The 15,515-nt window shown below is 62.7% G+C and carries 18 protein-coding genes; 16 read left to right on the top strand and 2 right to left on the bottom strand.

What is annotated here, in order from left to right; all coding sequences use genetic code 11:
- Window positions 1–74: 74 nt before the first annotated feature.
- Entirely contained in the window at window positions 75–653 is a 579-nt protein-coding gene (locus NGM28_RS27895) for a Maf family protein (RefSeq protein WP_252092462.1), read from the bottom strand.
- A gap of 95 nt (window positions 654–748) precedes the next feature.
- On the opposite strand from NGM28_RS27895, the gene NGM28_RS27890 reads away from it, so the two are divergent.
- From NGM28_RS27890 to NGM28_RS27835, 12 genes are all read left to right on the top strand, one after another.
- Window positions 749–1,276: a YceD family protein gene (locus tag NGM28_RS27890; protein WP_011532883.1), complete on the top strand. Its 528-nt coding sequence runs from the start codon at window positions 749–751 to the stop codon at window positions 1,274–1,276.
- Window positions 1,277–1,289: 13 nt separating this feature from the next.
- Window positions 1,290–1,472, top strand: coding sequence for a 50S ribosomal protein L32 (gene rpmF / locus NGM28_RS27885; protein WP_008096416.1), 183 nt, complete (start codon window positions 1,290–1,292; stop codon window positions 1,470–1,472).
- A 3-nt stretch (window positions 1,473–1,475) separates the two neighbouring features.
- Window positions 1,476–2,486 carry a phosphate acyltransferase PlsX gene (gene plsX / locus NGM28_RS27880; RefSeq protein WP_353620550.1) on the top strand — a complete coding sequence of 337 codons (1,011 nt, stop codon included), beginning with the start codon at window positions 1,476–1,478 and terminating at the stop codon, window positions 2,484–2,486.
- Between the two features lie 219 nt (window positions 2,487–2,705).
- Window positions 2,706–3,644 carry an ACP S-malonyltransferase gene (gene fabD / locus NGM28_RS27875; RefSeq protein WP_252092461.1) on the top strand — a complete coding sequence of 313 codons (939 nt, stop codon included), beginning with the start codon at window positions 2,706–2,708 and terminating at the stop codon, window positions 3,642–3,644.
- 16 nt (window positions 3,645–3,660) lie between these two features.
- The gene (gene fabG / locus NGM28_RS27870; protein WP_011532886.1) at window positions 3,661–4,401 is read left to right on the top strand and encodes a 3-oxoacyl-ACP reductase FabG; all 741 of its coding nucleotides are present in this window, start codon (window positions 3,661–3,663) and stop codon (window positions 4,399–4,401) included.
- Window positions 4,402–4,605: 204 nt separating this feature from the next.
- Window positions 4,606–4,842, top strand: a complete 237-nt coding sequence (acpP, locus tag NGM28_RS27865; protein ID WP_011532887.1) for an acyl carrier protein — start codon at window positions 4,606–4,608, stop codon at window positions 4,840–4,842.
- Between the two features lie 153 nt (window positions 4,843–4,995).
- The gene (gene fabF / locus NGM28_RS27860) at window positions 4,996–6,240 is read left to right on the top strand and encodes a beta-ketoacyl-ACP synthase II (RefSeq protein ID WP_011532888.1); all 1,245 of its coding nucleotides are present in this window, start codon (window positions 4,996–4,998) and stop codon (window positions 6,238–6,240) included.
- Window positions 6,240–7,055, top strand: coding sequence for an aminodeoxychorismate lyase (gene pabC / locus NGM28_RS27855; RefSeq protein ID WP_252092460.1), 816 nt, complete (start codon window positions 6,240–6,242; stop codon window positions 7,053–7,055). The genes fabF and pabC overlap by 1 nt, the downstream gene beginning before the upstream one ends.
- Before the next feature lie 3 nt (window positions 7,056–7,058).
- On the top strand, window positions 7,059–8,222 hold the full coding sequence (gene mltG, locus NGM28_RS27850) for an endolytic transglycosylase MltG (RefSeq protein WP_252092459.1): 1,164 nt from the start codon (window positions 7,059–7,061) through the stop codon (window positions 8,220–8,222).
- Window positions 8,223–8,231: 9 nt separating this feature from the next.
- Complete coding sequence (tmk, locus tag NGM28_RS27845; RefSeq protein ID WP_252092458.1) at window positions 8,232–8,864, top strand: dTMP kinase; 633 nt, start codon at window positions 8,232–8,234, stop codon at window positions 8,862–8,864.
- Entirely contained in the window at window positions 8,857–9,843 is a 987-nt protein-coding gene (locus NGM28_RS27840; protein WP_240065855.1) for a DNA polymerase III subunit delta', read from the top strand. The genes tmk and NGM28_RS27840 overlap by 8 nt, the downstream gene beginning before the upstream one ends.
- A gap of 32 nt (window positions 9,844–9,875) precedes the next feature.
- Window positions 9,876–10,658, top strand: coding sequence for a TatD family hydrolase (locus NGM28_RS27835; protein WP_240065856.1), 783 nt, complete (start codon window positions 9,876–9,878; stop codon window positions 10,656–10,658).
- A gap of 496 nt (window positions 10,659–11,154) precedes the next feature.
- Here the strand turns inward: NGM28_RS27835 and NGM28_RS27830 are convergent, their stop codons facing one another.
- Window positions 11,155–12,288 (bottom strand): aminotransferase class V-fold PLP-dependent enzyme, encoded by a 1,134-nt coding sequence (locus tag NGM28_RS27830; protein WP_252092457.1) that lies wholly within the window; start codon window positions 12,286–12,288, stop codon window positions 11,155–11,157.
- Between the two features lie 73 nt (window positions 12,289–12,361).
- Between NGM28_RS27830 and NGM28_RS27825 the strand changes: the two genes are divergently transcribed.
- The 4 genes from NGM28_RS27825 to NGM28_RS27810 all read left to right on the top strand — a co-directional run bounded on the left by NGM28_RS27825 (window position 12,362) and on the right by NGM28_RS27810 (window position 15,339).
- Window positions 12,362–12,997 carry a TetR/AcrR family transcriptional regulator gene (locus NGM28_RS27825; protein ID WP_213660165.1) on the top strand — a complete coding sequence of 212 codons (636 nt, stop codon included), beginning with the start codon at window positions 12,362–12,364 and terminating at the stop codon, window positions 12,995–12,997.
- A gap of 129 nt (window positions 12,998–13,126) precedes the next feature.
- Complete coding sequence (locus NGM28_RS27820; RefSeq protein WP_252092456.1) at window positions 13,127–14,095, top strand: GTP 3',8-cyclase MoaA; 969 nt, start codon at window positions 13,127–13,129, stop codon at window positions 14,093–14,095.
- A 66-nt stretch (window positions 14,096–14,161) separates the two neighbouring features.
- Window positions 14,162–14,767, top strand: a complete 606-nt coding sequence (locus tag NGM28_RS27815) for a DUF4823 domain-containing protein (RefSeq protein WP_213660167.1) — start codon at window positions 14,162–14,164, stop codon at window positions 14,765–14,767.
- An 11-nt stretch (window positions 14,768–14,778) separates the two neighbouring features.
- Window positions 14,779–15,339: a DUF1285 domain-containing protein gene (locus NGM28_RS27810; RefSeq protein ID WP_240065859.1), complete on the top strand. Its 561-nt coding sequence runs from the start codon at window positions 14,779–14,781 to the stop codon at window positions 15,337–15,339.
- Window positions 15,340–15,515 lie beyond the last annotated feature (176 nt).

The following is a 15,515-nucleotide window of genomic DNA, read 5'->3' as shown; positions in this document are numbered from 1 at the left end:
AGCCGGGGTCATTAGGCCAGTTCAAGCCGGCTCCTACGGGTTGCCTGTAGGCGCTGGCTTGCCGGCGAGCAAGGTCAAGGTGCCTGCACGCCTTCCTTGTGCAGCATGTCCACCAATCGAATCAATGGCAGCCCTATCAGGCTCGTGGCGTCACAGCCATGGGTGCTCTGGAACAGGCTCACCCCCAGCCCCTCGGCCTTGAAGCTCCCGGCGCAGTCGAGCGGCTGCTCGGCTGCCACATAGCGCTCCACTTGCTCCCTGCTCAGTTCGCGCAATACCACGGTAAACGGCACGCAATCGACCTGGCATTGCCCGGTGGCGGTGTTGAGCAGCGCCAGGCCGGTGAGAAAGGTGACGTGCTGCCCGCTGGCGGCCAGCAACTGCTCGCACGCGCGTTCGAAAGTGTGCGGCTTGCCAAGGATCTGCTCTCCGAGCACTGCTACCTGGTCGGAGCCGATGATCAGATGATCGGAGTGGCTGTCAGCCAGTGCCTCGGCTTTTTGTCGCGCCAGGCGTCGCACCAGCTCGACGGCGGGTTCGTCATCCCGGCGCCGTTCGTCTAAGTCGGGGCTTGCCCAGGTAAAAGGCAGGCGCAGGCGAGCGAGCAGTTCACGGCGATAGGGGGAGCTGGAAGCCAATAACAAGGGAAGCATGGTAGACTCCTGGTCAATTACCCCGAATTCTAACATGCGTGATGTGCCGAATTTCCTTTGACAGGGAGGGGGTGCATCCCTAGAATGCTGCGCCTATGTTGAATGACCAGATTCCATCTCACGTTGACCCGCGCAAATTGGCTGATCGTGGTGTAACCCTCGAGGGTTCGCTGCAACTCGCTGATTTGGAAAGACTCTGCGACCCGCTTTCCGACACTGTCGGTACGGTGCAGGCGAAGTTCGATTTTGAGCGAGACGAGCAGCACGTTGTGGTTATCCACAGCGAGCTCGATGTCGCGGTCAAAATGGTTTGCCAGCGTTGTCTTGAGCTGGTCACCCTTCCCGTCCACAGCGAATGTACATACGCCGTGGTGAAGGAGGGTGCAAATACCCAGTCGTTGCCGAAAGGCTATGACGTGCTGGAACTGGGCGAAGATCCTTTGGATCTGCAGGCGCTGATCGAGGAAGAGCTGCTACTCGCTCTCCCCATCGTACCTGCTCATCATCCGGAAGAATGCCAGCAGCCGGCGGGCGCAGATGAGCCCGAGCCGAGCAAGGACGAGGTATCGCGGTCCAACCCGTTCAGTGTTTTGGCGCAGTTAAAGCGTGACCCAAACGTTTAGGAGTTAATCAATTATGGCTGTTCAGCAGAACAAAAAATCCCGCTCTGCCCGTGACATGCGCCGTTCGCACGACGCCCTGTCGGAAAACGCGCTGTCGGTAGAGAAAAGCACCGGTGAAGTACACCTGCGTCACCACGTTTCGCCAGAAGGCGTATACCGTGGTCGCAAAGTGATCGACAAGGGCGCTGACGAGTAATCCTTGTCTGCTCAGATCATCGCGATCGACGCAATGGGCGGGGACTTCGGTCCCCGCAACATTGTCCAGGCTAGCATTGCCTGCCTTTCGGCTACTCCCTCGCTGCACCTGACCCTCGTCGGTCAACCCTCCCTCCTTGAAGATCTCGTCAGTGGCCAATCGGCTGCGGATCGCGCGCGCCTGCAAATTGTTGCGGCCAGTGAGGTGATCGGCATGGACGAGCGGCCGTCGCAAGCGTTGCGGGGCAAGCCTGACTCGTCGATGCGCGTCGCCCTCGAACTGGTTCGTGATGGCAAGGCACAGGCCTGTGTGAGTGCGGGCAATACCGGTGCGCTCATGGCCCTGTCACGGCTGGTGCTCAAGACCTTGCCGGGCATCGATCGGCCGGCAATGGTCGCGGCCATTCCGACCCAGGCCGGTTACTGCCAGTTGCTCGACCTTGGGGCCAACGTCGATTGCAGTGCTGAAAACCTCTACCAGTTTGCCGTGATGGGCTCGGTGGCCGCCCAGGCCCTGGGGGTTCACCGGCCGCGTGTGGCGCTGCTCAATATCGGTACCGAGGACATCAAGGGCAACCAGCAGGTCAAGCTCGCCGCCAGTCTTTTGCAAAATGCCCGGGGCCTCAACTATATCGGCTTCGTCGAGGGCGACGGCTTGTATCGTGGCGAGGCTGACGTGGTGGTCTGCGATGGCTTCGTCGGCAATATCCTGCTCAAGTCCAGCGAAGGTCTGGCCACCATGATCGGGGCGCGTATCGAGGCGCTGTTCCGGGGGGGGGTGCTGGCGCGCGCTGCGGGCGCCATGGCCATGCCGTTGCTCAGGCGGTTGCAGGCCGACCTGGCGCCAGCGCGGCATAATGGCGCAAGCTTTCTCGGGTTGCAGGGGATCGTCATCAAGAGTCATGGTTCGGCGGGCGTTCAAGGCTTGCAGAGTGCCATCCAGCGGGCCCTGATCGAGATCCAGGAAAACCTGCCGCAGCGTTTGCATGGGCGTCTCGAGGATTTGCTGCCTTGATGCCTGGGTGGCCCCATCGCGGATGAATCCGCTCCTGCACGCACCCGTAGGAGCGGATTCATCCGCGATGGGGGGCGGCGCAAAGCCCTTAGGCATATCGCCCATGAAGTGCTTAAATGTGACCGCTTGGTCCGTCGCTCCATCCAAGCATTCAGATTGCGCGCCCGGCCCAAGGCCCGGCGCACCCCATCCGACGACAAGATCATAAGGGCTTGTTCAATGTCTGCATCCCTCGCATTCGTCTTTCCCGGTCAAGGTTCCCAGTCGCTGGGCATGCTCGCCGAGCTCGGCGCTGAAAAGCCGGTAATCGTCGAGACCTTCAAGGAAGCTTCCGAGGCTCTGGGCTACGACCTGTGGAAACTGGTCCAGGAAGGTCCGGAAGAACAACTCAACCAAACCGACAAGACCCAGCCGGCCATCCTCACCGCCTCCATCGCCCTGTGGCGCCTGTGGCTGGAAGAGGGCGGCGCGCAGCCGGCCTTCGTTGCCGGTCACAGCCTGGGTGAATATAGCGCCCTGGTCGCAGCCGGCAGCCTGTCGCTGAAAGATGCAGTGCGCCTGGTCGAGCGCCGTGGCCAACTGATGCAGGAAGCCGTGCCGGCCGGTCATGGCGCCATGGCCGCGATCCTGGGTCTGGACGATGCCGATGTGGTCGCCATCTGCGCTGAAGCGGCAGAAGATGAGGTGGTCAGCGCGGTGAACTTCAACTCGCCTGGCCAGGTTGTCATTGCGGGTAACAAGGCTGCGGTAGATCGCGCCATCGAGTTGTGCAAGGCCAAGGGCGCCAAACGCGCCCTGCCGCTGGCGGTCAGCGTGCCGTCGCACTGCGCACTGATGAAGCCGGCCGCCGAGCGCTTCGCCGAGTTCGTCAATGCCATCGACTGGAAGGCCCCGCAGATCCCTGTGGTGCAGAACGTCACCGCGGCCATCGCCGCCGACCTCGATGCGCTCAAGCAGGACCTGCTGGCGCAGCTGTACCAGCCGGTACGCTGGGTGGAATGCGTGCAGACCCTGGCCGCCAACGGTGCGGTCAACCTGGTCGAGTGTGGCCCGGGCAAGGTCCTGGCTGGCCTGAACAAGCGTTGCGCCGACGGCGTGACCACCTACAACCTCAATACCCCTGACGCCGTCGCCGCCACTCGTGCGGCGCTGGCCTGAATCTGGAGACGCTTGCATGAGCCTGCAAGGTAAAGTTGCACTGGTTACCGGCGCCAGCCGTGGCATCGGCCAGGCCATCGCCCTCGAACTCGGCCGCCAGGGCGCGACCGTGATCGGTACCGCCACTTCGGCATCCGGCGCCGAGCGCATCGCCGCCACCTTGAAAGAGCACGGCATCACCGGCACCGGCATGGAGCTGAACGTGACCAGCGCTGAGTCCGTCGATGCTGTGCTGAGTGCCATCGGCGAGCAGTTCGGCGCGCCGGCCATCCTGGTCAATAACGCCGGCATCACCCGTGACAACCTCATGCTGCGCATGAAGGACGACGAATGGTTCGACGTGATCGATACCAACCTCAACAGCCTCTACCGTCTGTCCAAGGGTGTGTTGCGCGGCATGACCAAGGCCCGTTGGGGTCGTATCATCAGCATCGGTTCGGTGGTAGGTGCCATGGGCAACGCTGGCCAGGCCAACTATGCCGCCGCCAAGGCCGGCCTGGAGGGCTTCAGCCGTGCCCTGGCCCGTGAAGTGGGCTCGCGCAATATCACCGTCAACTCGGTGACGCCGGGCTTCATCGACACCGACATGACTCGCGAGCTGCCGGAAGCGCAGCGCGAGGCCCTGCAGAAGGAAATTCCGCTGGGCCGCCTGGGCCAGGCCGAGGAAATCGCGAAGGTGGTATCCTTCCTGGCGTCCGAAGGCGCAGCCTACGTCACCGGCGCAACCGTGCCGGTGAATGGCGGGATGTACATGTAATATCCGCAACTCAATGTGACGGATTGCTTCAAAAAAGAGTCATACTCGAAGCCTAAAATCCGTTATAAAGCTGCAACCAGATTCCGGACAGCGGGCCGGGCGACTTGGTGGAAGGCGCGTCACGCTTGAAAAGCAGGCGTCTTCCTATAAACTTGGTCACCGGCCAGCTGCCTGACATATGTCCATTAGGAGTGAAAACTAGGTATGAGCACCATCGAAGAACGCGTCAAGAAAATCGTCGCCGAGCAACTGGGCGTCAAGGAAGAGGAAGTCAAGAACGAATCTTCCTTCGTCGATGACCTGGGTGCCGACTCGCTTGACACCGTTGAGCTGGTGATGGCTCTGGAAGAGGAATTCGAGACCGAAATCCCTGACGAAGAAGCCGAGAAGATCACTACCGTTCAAGCCGCTATCGACTACGTCAACGCTCACCAGGGCTAAGACGCTGTAGTCGACGCATCTTGTCGAGAAAAACCGCACTGCCTTTGCTGGCGTGCGGTTTTTTCTTTGCGAGAATCGGGGTTTGCTGCCATTCCATTCGCCATGGCAAGTGCACTGGCAAGAGACTCTGTTATTTGAAAAGAGGAGAGTACTGTGTCGCGTAGACGCGTCGTGGTCACCGGTATGGGTATGCTGTCGCCACTGGGTACCGATGTACCAAGCACCTGGCAAGGCATTCTGGCTGGCCGCAGTGGCATCGGTCCGATCGAGCATACGGATCTGTCTGCCTACTCCACCCGTTTTGGCGGCTCGGTGAAAGGCTTCGAGGTCGAGCAGTACCTGTCGGCCAAAGAGGCCCGCAAACTCGATCTGTTCATTCAGTACGGCCTGGCGGCCGGTTTCCAGGCGGTGCGCAACGCTGGCCTGGAAGTCACCGACGCCAACCGCGAGCGCATTGGCGTGGCCATGGGCTCGGGGATCGGCGGCCTGACGAACATCGAAGAGACCAGCCGTACCTTGCATGAGCAAGGTCCGCGGCGCATCTCGCCGTTCTTTGTGCCGGGCTCGATCATCAACATGATTTCCGGTTTCCTGTCGATCCACCTGGGGCTGCAGGGGCCGAACTACGCCATTGCCACCGCGTGCACCACTGGCACCCACTGCATCGGCATGGCAGCGCGCAACATCGCCTACGGCGAAGCCGACGTGATGATCGCCGGTGGTGCCGAGATGGCCGCCTGCGGCCTGGGCATGGGCGGTTTCGGTGCGTCCCGCGCGCTGTCGACCCGCAATGACGAACCGGCCCGTGCCAGCCGTCCGTGGGACAAGGGCCGTGACGGTTTCGTGCTGTCCGACGGTGCCGGTGCCCTGGTGCTCGAAGAGCTGGAGCACGCCAAGGCTCGTGGCGCGACCATTTATGCGGAACTGGTCGGTTTCGGCATGAGCGGTGACGCCTACCACATGACCTCGCCACCCGACTCCGGCGAAGGCGCCGCCCGCTGCATGGCCAACGCCCTGCGCGATGCCGGTATCAAGCCGGAGGAAGTCAGCTACATCAACGCCCATGGCACCTCGACGCCTGCGGGCGACGTGGCTGAAGTGGCAGCGATCAAGCGCGTGTTCGGCGAGCATGCCTACAAGCTGGCGGTCAGTTCGACCAAGTCGATGACCGGTCACCTGCTGGGGGCCGCCGGTGCGGTGGAGGCGATCTTCAGCGTACTGGCGATCAACAGCCAGATGGCGCCGCCCACCATCAACCTGGATGAACCGGACGAAGGCTGCGACCTGGACTTCGTGCCGCACCAGGCACGCAGCATGCCGATCGATGTGGTGCTGTCCAACTCCTTCGGCTTTGGCGGAACCAACGGTTCGCTGGTGTTCCGCCGGTTCGCCGACTGATGCACAGCTGGATCGACGGCCAGCCAGCGACTGCGGTCAACCTGCAGAACCGTGGGCTGGCCTACGGCGATGGTTTGTTCGAGACCATCGCCGTGCGCGGCGGCAGGCCCAGCCTGCTGGCGCAACACCTCGACCGCCTGGCGCTGGGTTGCCAGCGTCTGGCGATCGACGTGGACCTGACTGTGGTGCGTGACGAACTGCTGCGCTACGCCGGTCTGCTGGGGGAGGGGGTGGCCAAGCTCATCCTGACCCGCGGCGACAGCCAGCGCGGCTATGCCCCAGCCGCTGGCGCGCTTGCCCGGCGCATACTTCAGGGCAGTCCCTTGCCCACTTATCCACAAGGCAACGCCGATTCAGGCATTTGCCTGTTCCCTTGCCTGACCCGTCTTGCGGAACAACCGCTGCTGGCCGGCCTCAAACACCTCAATCGCCTTGAGCAGGTCCTGGCCCGCGCCGAGTGGCAGGACAGCACCTACGCCGAGGGGTTGATGCGCGATGTTCAGGGGCGGCTGATCGAGGGCGTGTACAGCAACCTGTTCCTGGTGCGCGATGGCGTGCTGCTGACCGCTGACCTCGGTCGTTGCGGCGTGGCCGGGGTGATGCGTGCTGTATTGCTTGAGCAAGCTGTGCTGCTGGGTATCCCGGTAGTCGTACGCGACCTGGAACTGGAAGACCTGCAGCAGGCCGACGAAGTGTTCGTCTGCAACAGCGTCTACGGTGTCTGGCCGGTGCGTGAATTCGCAGCACTGAACTGGCCGGCGGGGCTGCTCACCCGTAAACTGCAGGCCGTTGCCCGGACGTTACTGGATACCTGATTAGTGAGACGCAAATTCCTGCTGCTGCTGGAGATGAGCTTGATCCTCGCCGGCCTGGCCTTTGGCTGGGCTGCCTGGAAGGTTGGCTCGGTGCTGGAGCAGCCCCTGCAAGTGGAGCAGGAACGCCTGCTCGAAGTGCCCAGCGGCACCACACCCAATCGCATGTTCTATCGCATGCAGTCCGAAGGCCTGCTCGACGACGCGGTGTGGCTACGCCTGTACTGGCGCTTCAATATGGCCGGCACGGCGCTGCATACGGGTGAATACCGGTTGAACCCCGGCATGACGGTGGGGCAGTTGTTCGATGCCTGGCAGCGTGGCGACGTGGTGCAGTACAACCTGACCCTGGTCGAAGGCTGGACCTTCCGCCAGGTGCGCGCCGCAGTGGCCAGGCATGAAAAGATCAAGCACACCCTTGACGGCCTGTCCGACTCGGAAGTGATGGACAAGCTGGGCCACACCGGGGTGTTCCCCGAAGGCCGGTTTTTCCCCGACACCTACCGTTTCGTGCGCGGCATGAGCGATGTCGAACTGCTGCAACAGGCTTACATGCGCCTTGATGAAGTGCTGGCCAAGGAGTGGGCCGAGCGCACCACCGACCTGCCGTACCGTGACCCCTACCAGGCGCTGATCATGGCCTCGCTGGTGGAGAAAGAGACCGGTATTCCCCAGGAGCGCGGGCAGATTGCCGGCGTGTTCGTGCGCCGCATGCGCCTGGGCATGATGCTGCAGACCGACCCGACGGTAATCTACGGCATGGGCGAACGCTACAACGGCAAGATCACCCGTGCCGACCTGCGCGAGCCGACCCCCTACAACACCTACACCATGACCGGCCTGCCACCGACGCCGATCGCCATGGTTGGCCGCGAGGCAATCCACGCCGCGCTGAACCCGAGCGACGGCAGCAGCCTGTACTTCGTCGCCCGTGGCGACGGTAGCCATGTGTTCTCCGATGATCTGGACGACCATAACAGCGCGGTGCGCGAGTTCCAGCTCAAGCGTCGTGCTGACTACCGCTCCAGCCCCGCGCCGCAAGGCCAGCCACCCGCAAGCGAGTCGATGGCGCCCGAGCCAGAGGGCGTGGAGTCGGCGCCCGCGGGCGAACCCGCAGCCCCTGCCGATCAATCCGTGCCGGCCGATGCGCCAGCACCCGACAAACAGTAAGGAACGCCCGTGAGCGGTTTGTTTATCACCCTGGAAGGCCCCGAAGGCGCGGGCAAGAGCACCAATCGCGAATACCTGGCGGCGCGCCTGCGCGAGCAGGGTGTCGATGTGGTCATGACCCGCGAGCCCGGGGGCACGCCGTTGGCTGAGCGTATCCGCGAACTGCTGCTGGCACCCAGCGAAGAAACCATGGCGGTCGACACCGAACTGCTGTTGATGTTCGCAGCCCGCGCCCAGCACCTGGCGCAGGTCATCCGCCCGGCCCTGGCACGTGGCGCCGTGGTGCTGTGCGACCGCTTCACCGACGCTACCTACGCCTACCAGGGCGGGGGGCGTGGCCTGCCGGTGGAGCGCATCGCCATCCTCGAATCCTTTGTCCAGGGCGAGTTGCGCCCGGACCTGACCCTGGTGTTCGACCTGCCCGTGGAAGTCGGCCTGGCCCGTGCCGCGGCCCGCGGTCGCCTCGACCGTTTCGAGCAGGAAGGCCAGGCCTTCTTCGAAGCGGTGCGCCAGGCCTACCTGCAGCGTGCCGGCCAGCAGCCGCAACGCTACAGCCTGCTGGACGCCGCGCAACCGCTGGAGGCCGTCCAGCGAGCCATCGACGCGCTGCTGCCAGGCATCCTGGAGCGCTGCCGTGGCTGAAGCCTACCCCTGGCAGCAGGCGCTCTGGCAGCAGTTGGCCGGCCGTGCCCAGCATGCTCACGCCTACCTGCTGCACGGGCCCCAGGGCATCGGCAAGCGCGCCCTCGCTGAGCGGTTGATGGCGCGCCTGTTGTGCCAGCAGCCACAAGGGCTGGATGCCTGCGGGCAGTGCAAGGCCTGCCTGCTGCTCAAGGCGGGCAGCCACCCGGACAATTTCGTGCTGGAGCCGGAAGAAGCCGACAAGCCGATCAAGATCGACCAGGTGCGCGAGCTGGTTTCGTTCGTGGTCCAGACTGCCCAGCAAGGCGGGCGCAAGGTCGTGCTGATCGAGCCGGTCGAGGCGATGAACATCAACGCCTCCAACGCCTTGCTAAAAAGTCTTGAAGAGCCCTCGGGCGATACCGTGCTGTTGCTGGTCAGCCATCAGCCCAGTCGGTTGCTGCCCACCATCAAGAGTCGCTGCCAGCAGGTTGCCTGCCCTCAACCCAGCCTGGCCCAGAGCCGCGCCTGGCTGGCCGGCGCCCTGGCCGACAACAGCGAGGAGGAGCGCGAGGAACTGCTCACCCTTGCCGCCGGCTCGCCGCTGATGGCCGTCAGCTTGCAGGCACAAGGCGTGCGTGAACAGCGCGCACTGGTCACCGAGGGAGTGAAGAAGCTGCTCAAGCAGCAGCAATCCCCCAGCCAGTTGGCCGAGGCCTGGAATACAGTGCCCTTGCTGCTGCTGTTCGATTGGTTCTGCGACTGGTCGCACCTGATCCTGCGCTACCAATTGACCCAGGATGAAGAAGGGTTAGGCTTGGCTGACATGCGCAAGGTGTTGCAATACCTGGCGCAGAAGAGCCGCCAGGCCAAGGTGCTGGAGATCCAGGCATGGATCCTCGAGCAGCGCCAGAAAGTCCTGGGCAAGGCCAACCTCAACCGTGTGCTGCTGCTCGAAGCCCTGCTCGCCCGCTGGGTGCAGCTGCCGGGCATGCGCTGATTCCAACGTTCAATTCATATGTGTCTGTTGCCATGCTCGTAGATTCCCATTGCCACCTTGATCGTCTTGACCTGAGCGCCCACCAGGGCTCCCTCGATGCCGCGCTGCAAGCGGCGCGCGAGCGCGGGGTGGGGCATTTCCTGTGCATCGGCGTGAGCGCCGAGAACGCCGGTGCGGTGAAGGCGCTCAGCGAGCGCTACGCCGACGTGGACTGTTCGGTTGGCGTGCATCCGCTCGACCTGGCACCGGGCGAGACGCCGGCCTTGGAGTGGCTATTGCGAGAGCTTGCTCACCCGCATGTGGTGGCCATAGGCGAGACTGGGCTGGACTATCACTACGAGCCGGAGGCCGCGGAGCTTCAGCAGGCCTCGTTCCGCCTGCATCTGGAGGCCTCGCGCCAGACCGGCAAGCCGGTGATCGTGCACACCCGTGCGGCGCGCGCCGACACCCTGGCACTGCTGCGCGAGGCGAGCCTGCCCCAGGCCGGGGTGCTGCACTGCTTCACCGAGGACTGGGACATGGCCAAGGCGGCGCTGGACCTGGGCTACTACATCTCGCTGTCGGGTATCGTCACCTTCCGCAATGCCGATGCGCTGCGCGATGTGGCCAGGCAGGTCCCGGTCGATCGCCTGCTGGTGGAGACCGACTCGCCGTACCTGGCGCCGATTCCGCACCGTGGCAAGCCGAACCTGCCGCAGTATGTGCGGGAAGTGGCCGAGTATGTGGCTTCGTTGCGTGGGGTGAGTTACGCACAGCTGGCCGAGCAGACCACCGGCAACTTCAAGCGCCTGTTCCCGTTGGCTCGAGTGGCCTGAGGCGGGGTGCTTGTGTATGGCTCGGAGCTGGTGTTGGTGTTGAGATAGAGCGCCGCTCGCGCGGCGCATCGCGGATGAATCCGCTCCTACACGTTTGTTTCGGGTCAGTTATGTCTGGGAGCATGCCGGTGACCGCCCTGAAGCCATGCGCCAAGGCTGGCAACCATGGCCTTACAGGTGCGGCACGTTGCAACAAATGTAGGAGCGGCTTTAGCCGCGCCAGCGGCGCTCGATCTGGAGCGCGCCAGAAATCTATCGGCAAGCACCCGCGCCCTCTGCCTGGACAAAAAAAACCCGGGTTCTGGGGGGGGAATCCGGGTTAAGACCATTAGGAGTAAAACAAAGGCACACGGTCCCTGGGCACCTTTATCGGCGCGCCACTTGGGGGGGATGCGCCGCGCCAACACTTCAAGTATTGGTCAGGATTGGCGTGCTGCCAGCGTGTGCTGATCGTTTTTTAAACAGATTTGGAATACGTCTTGATTCCATAGCGCATTCATTGCATTGCAATGTGGCGGACCTGGCGCAGTGCTTCGTCGATCAGGTGTTGATCGGTATAGAAGTGTGGGGAAAAACGCACACCTGGGCCGCGTACCGCGCAGATCACCCCATCGGCGCTAAGCGTCCGATAAATGTCAGCATTGGCGTGGCCCGCCAGGCTGAACGTGACGATGCCCGCCCGTCGCCCGGGGTCACCCGGACTGTGTATTCGCACGCCTGGCAGGGCTGCCAACCCTTCGTGCAACTGTTCCACGCGCAGTGCCAGCTGTTCGGTGACCATGGCCATGCCTACTTCCTCCAACAGTGACAGGCTGGCCTCTAGTGCGCAGGCGCCGAGCATGTTCGGGCTGCCGGGTTCGAAGCGCCTGGCGCTGCGGGCCGGCTGCCAGTCGCGGCGCTCGAAATCCCCCAGGTTTTCGAGCATGTGCCAGCCATAGGCGTTCAGCTTGAGCTGCTTGCGCAGTTCTCCACGGCAGTAGAACACCGCCAGGCCCTCGGGGCCGAGCATCCACTTGTGGCCGTCGGCCATGGCGAAGTCGCACTGGTAGCGCTGCACATCGAAGGGCAGGGCGCCGATGTGCTGGATCGCATCCACGCAGAACAGCACGCCACGGCTGCGGCAACCTTCACCGAGTCGCGTCAGATCCAGGCGTAGGCCACTGCCGAACTGAACGGCGCTGATCGCCAGCAGGCGCGTACGGGGGCCGCAGGCATTCAGTAATGTGGTCTCGGGGTCTTCGCCGGCCAGGCTTACCTGCTGCACTTCGACGCCGCGTTCGGCCAGGGCTTGCCAGACCACGCGGTTGGAAGGGAACTCCTCGTCACTGATGGTCACCTGGTCACCGGGCTGCCAATCCAGGCCGAAAGCGACCAGCGACAGGGCCTGGGAGGTGTTGCCCACCAGGGCGATGTCACCGGTGGTCGGGGCGTTGAGCAGGCGTGCCAGGCGCTCGCGCAAGCGCCGCTCGGTGGCGAGCCAGGCCGGATATTCACGGGCCCCCAGGCGCACGTTGTCGCGGGCGAAGCGTGCGACGGCCTCGCTGGCGCGACGCGGCCACGGGGCGATGGCGGCATGGTTCAGGTAACACAGGCCCGGCGCCTGGTCGAACTCATCAAGAAACATAGACATGGTTGGAAGATCCGTGCAATTTGCCGCCACTTAGGCATAATAAACCGCTTCGATTGTCATCCCAGTCCTTCCTATGCAGAAAGAACCTCGTAAGGTCCGTGAGTTTCGTCGTCGTGAGCAAGAGATCCTCGACACCGCGCTCAAGCTGTTTCTCGAACAAGGTGAAGACAGTGTCACCGTCGAGATGATCGCCGACGCCGTGGGCATCGGCAAAGGCACGATCTACAAGCACTTCAAGTCCAAGGCGGAGATCTACCTGCGCCTGATGCTCGACTACGAGCGCGATCTGAACGAGCTGTTGCATTCGGCAGACGTCGACCGCGACAAGGAAGCCCTGTCGCGCGCCTACTTCGAGTTCCGCATGCGCGATCCGCAGCGTTACCGCTTGTTCGACCGCCTGGAAGAGAAGGTGGTCAAGGGTAACCAGGTGCCGGAGATGGTCGAGCAGTTGCACAGTATCCGCGCCTCCAACTTCGATCGCCTGACGCAGTTGATCAAAGGCCGGATCAGCGAAGGCAAGCTCGAGGACGTACCACCGTACTTCCACTATTGCGCTGCCTGGGCGTTGGTCCATGGCGCTGTCGCGCTGTACCACTCGCCGTTCTGGAGCAACGTGCTCGAGGATCAGGAAGGCTTCTTCCAGTTCCTGATGGATATCGGCGTGCGCATGGGCAACAAGCGCAAGCGCGATCCTGAGTCCGCAAGCTAAAGCCCTTCAAGGGATGCCCACTGCTTATCGGTGGGCATCGTCTCCCCAAGGCTTCGCCTGGAAAGCTTGCAAAAACCTGATTTTTGAGTCAGGTTTTGCCCGCCAGAATCTTCCATGCCGGAGTCATCCATGATCGTCGATCGTCAAGGCAGGCGCTTTCGCAACCTGCGCGTCAGCCTGACTGCTGCCTGCAACTATGCCTGCACGTACTGCGTGCCCGATGGCAAGCGCCTGGTGGCGGCGCAGGACGAGCTCACGGCGGATGCCTTGGCCCGGGGTGTGGCCTACCTGGTCGAGGCGGCGGGTATCGAGCGTTTGCGCATCACGGGCGGCGAGCCACTGATCAGCCCACGGCTGGAGACGTTTCTCAAGGCAGTGGCCGGTTTGGGCCTGGAGGACATCAGCCTCACCACCAATGGCCAGTTGCTGTCGCGCAAGCTGTCATTGCTGTGCGAGACCGGCATACGCCGGCTTAATGTTTCCCTCGACACCCTCGACCCAGGCGCTTTTCGCGGTATAGCCCGTGGTGGCGACCTGGCCAGCGTGTTGGCTGGCATGGAGCAGGCCAGTGCCGCAGGCATGGCGATCAAGGTCAACATGGTGCCCATGCGTGGGCAGAACCTCGACCAGGTGTTGCCGTTGCTCGACTACTGCCTTGAGCGCGGCTACGAGCTGCGTTTCATCGAGCTGATGCGCATGGGGCACCTGGCGCGCGATGGTAATGCCTTCGTGCAACAGTTCGTGAGCCTGGAGCAGTTGCTAGGGGTGATCGGGCAATCCCACCGCTACGAGCAGGCACCCCGGCCAGTCGATGCGACGGCCCTGCGATATTACATTCCCGGCAAGGGGCATTTCGGTGTGATCGCCAACGAGAGTGTGCCGTTCTGCCGTGCCTGCTCGCGTCTGCGTCTGTCGTCCACCGGCTGGTTGCATGGCTGCCTGTCGTCGAGTAACCGTCACTTTGTCGGCGACTTGCTCGACAAGCCCCGTCACCAGGCTTTGCCAGCACTGCAGCGCTTGCTGGTCAAGGCCCTGGCGGACAAGCAGGAAGTGGCGTTTTCCGGCGATGTGATGGTGATGAAGGTGATCGGCGGCTGACTCTGGCGCAGATTCTGCATCTGGCGGCTATTCGCCGGTTTTTCGTCACCGGTCTCTGGAGGAAAGATGCGTAGCCTGGTCTTGCTGCTGGCGCTGATGGCGTTGGGCGGCTGCATGAATGTCAGTGATATGGGCGAGGGTGTGCGCTATCACATGAGTGACGCCGGCCTGCTGGATCACAGCGACACCACCCGGACCCTGTCGATCCGCCTGCAGCCCGATTCGTTCATCTTCATCGGCCAGGGCGCGTTCGTGCCGCCGGGCAAGGGGCCGGTGCCACGCCAGAATGCGGTGGCCGAGGAAGCTTTCAAGAGCTTTGTCGAGTACTTCCCGCTGGTGCGCCGCGCCCAGGGGCCGTTGGGCCTGGAGGACGCGATTGCCGAGGCCCGCTCGGTCGGCGCCGACTATGTGCTCTACACCCGCTTTGCGCGTACCGACGACCGGATCGGCAATGGCGACGAGTGGTATGACGAACAGGCCGTCGATCGCTTGGGCTGGGACAACGGCGTGGTGCAGATGATGCTCATCGAGACCAGCACCCGTTATCTAATCGATACCGCCCGGATCAAAAGTCGTGGCGGTTTGTTGACGTTCCACGACAACACGCCGCAGGATTTGCTTGGTGAGCCGATGCGCGAGTACGCTCGCAGTCTCCTGGGCATGAGCCGCTGAGCGAGCGTGAAATGACTGATTCCGGCAAGGCCAACGACCTGTTGGCGCAGATCCCCGCGCACAAGGGCTTGCCCCCGGTGCATTTGTGGAACCCGGATTTCTGTGGCGATATCGACATGCGCATCGCCCGGGACGGTACTTGGTACTACCTGGGCACGCCGATCGGGCGCAAGCCGATGGTGCGGTTGTTCTCCACCATCATTCGCCGGGATGGGGATGACTATTTCCTGGTCACGCCGGTGGAGAAGGTCGGGATTCGTGTCGATGACGCGCCGTTTGTTGCTGTGCTGCTGGATGTGCAGGGCAGTGGTGAGCAGCAGGTGCTGCGGTTTACCAGCAACGTCGATGACCAGGTCGAGGCTGGGCCGGACAATCCGCTGCGTGTCGAACTCGATCCTGTCACCCTTGAGCCTTCCCCCTACGTGCTGATGCGTACCAACCTCGAAGCCCTGATTCACCGCAATGTGTTCTACCAGTTGGTGGAGATGGCGGTGGCGCGGGAGATCGATGGGGAAGAGTGGCTTGGGGTATGGAGCCAGGGTGAGTTCTATCCGATTGGGCGTAATACTTGAAGATTTTTTATTGGCTCTGACTGTCGCCCCATAAATAATCTATCAATAACCAATGTATATCTCTTGATCTTGATCTTGATCTTGATCTTGATCTTGATCTTGATCTTGATCTTGATCTTGATCTTGATCTTGATCTTGATCTTGATCTTGATCTTGCTTCTAAGTGCGCGATAGTC

Source organism: Pseudomonas sp. MWU13-3659 (genome assembly GCF_023757525.1).
GTDB classification, from domain to species: Bacteria; Pseudomonadota; Gammaproteobacteria; order Pseudomonadales; family Pseudomonadaceae; genus Aquipseudomonas; species Aquipseudomonas entomophila_E.
Note: the sequence above shows the minus strand (reverse complement) of the source record. Positions and strands in the feature narration are given on the sequence as shown.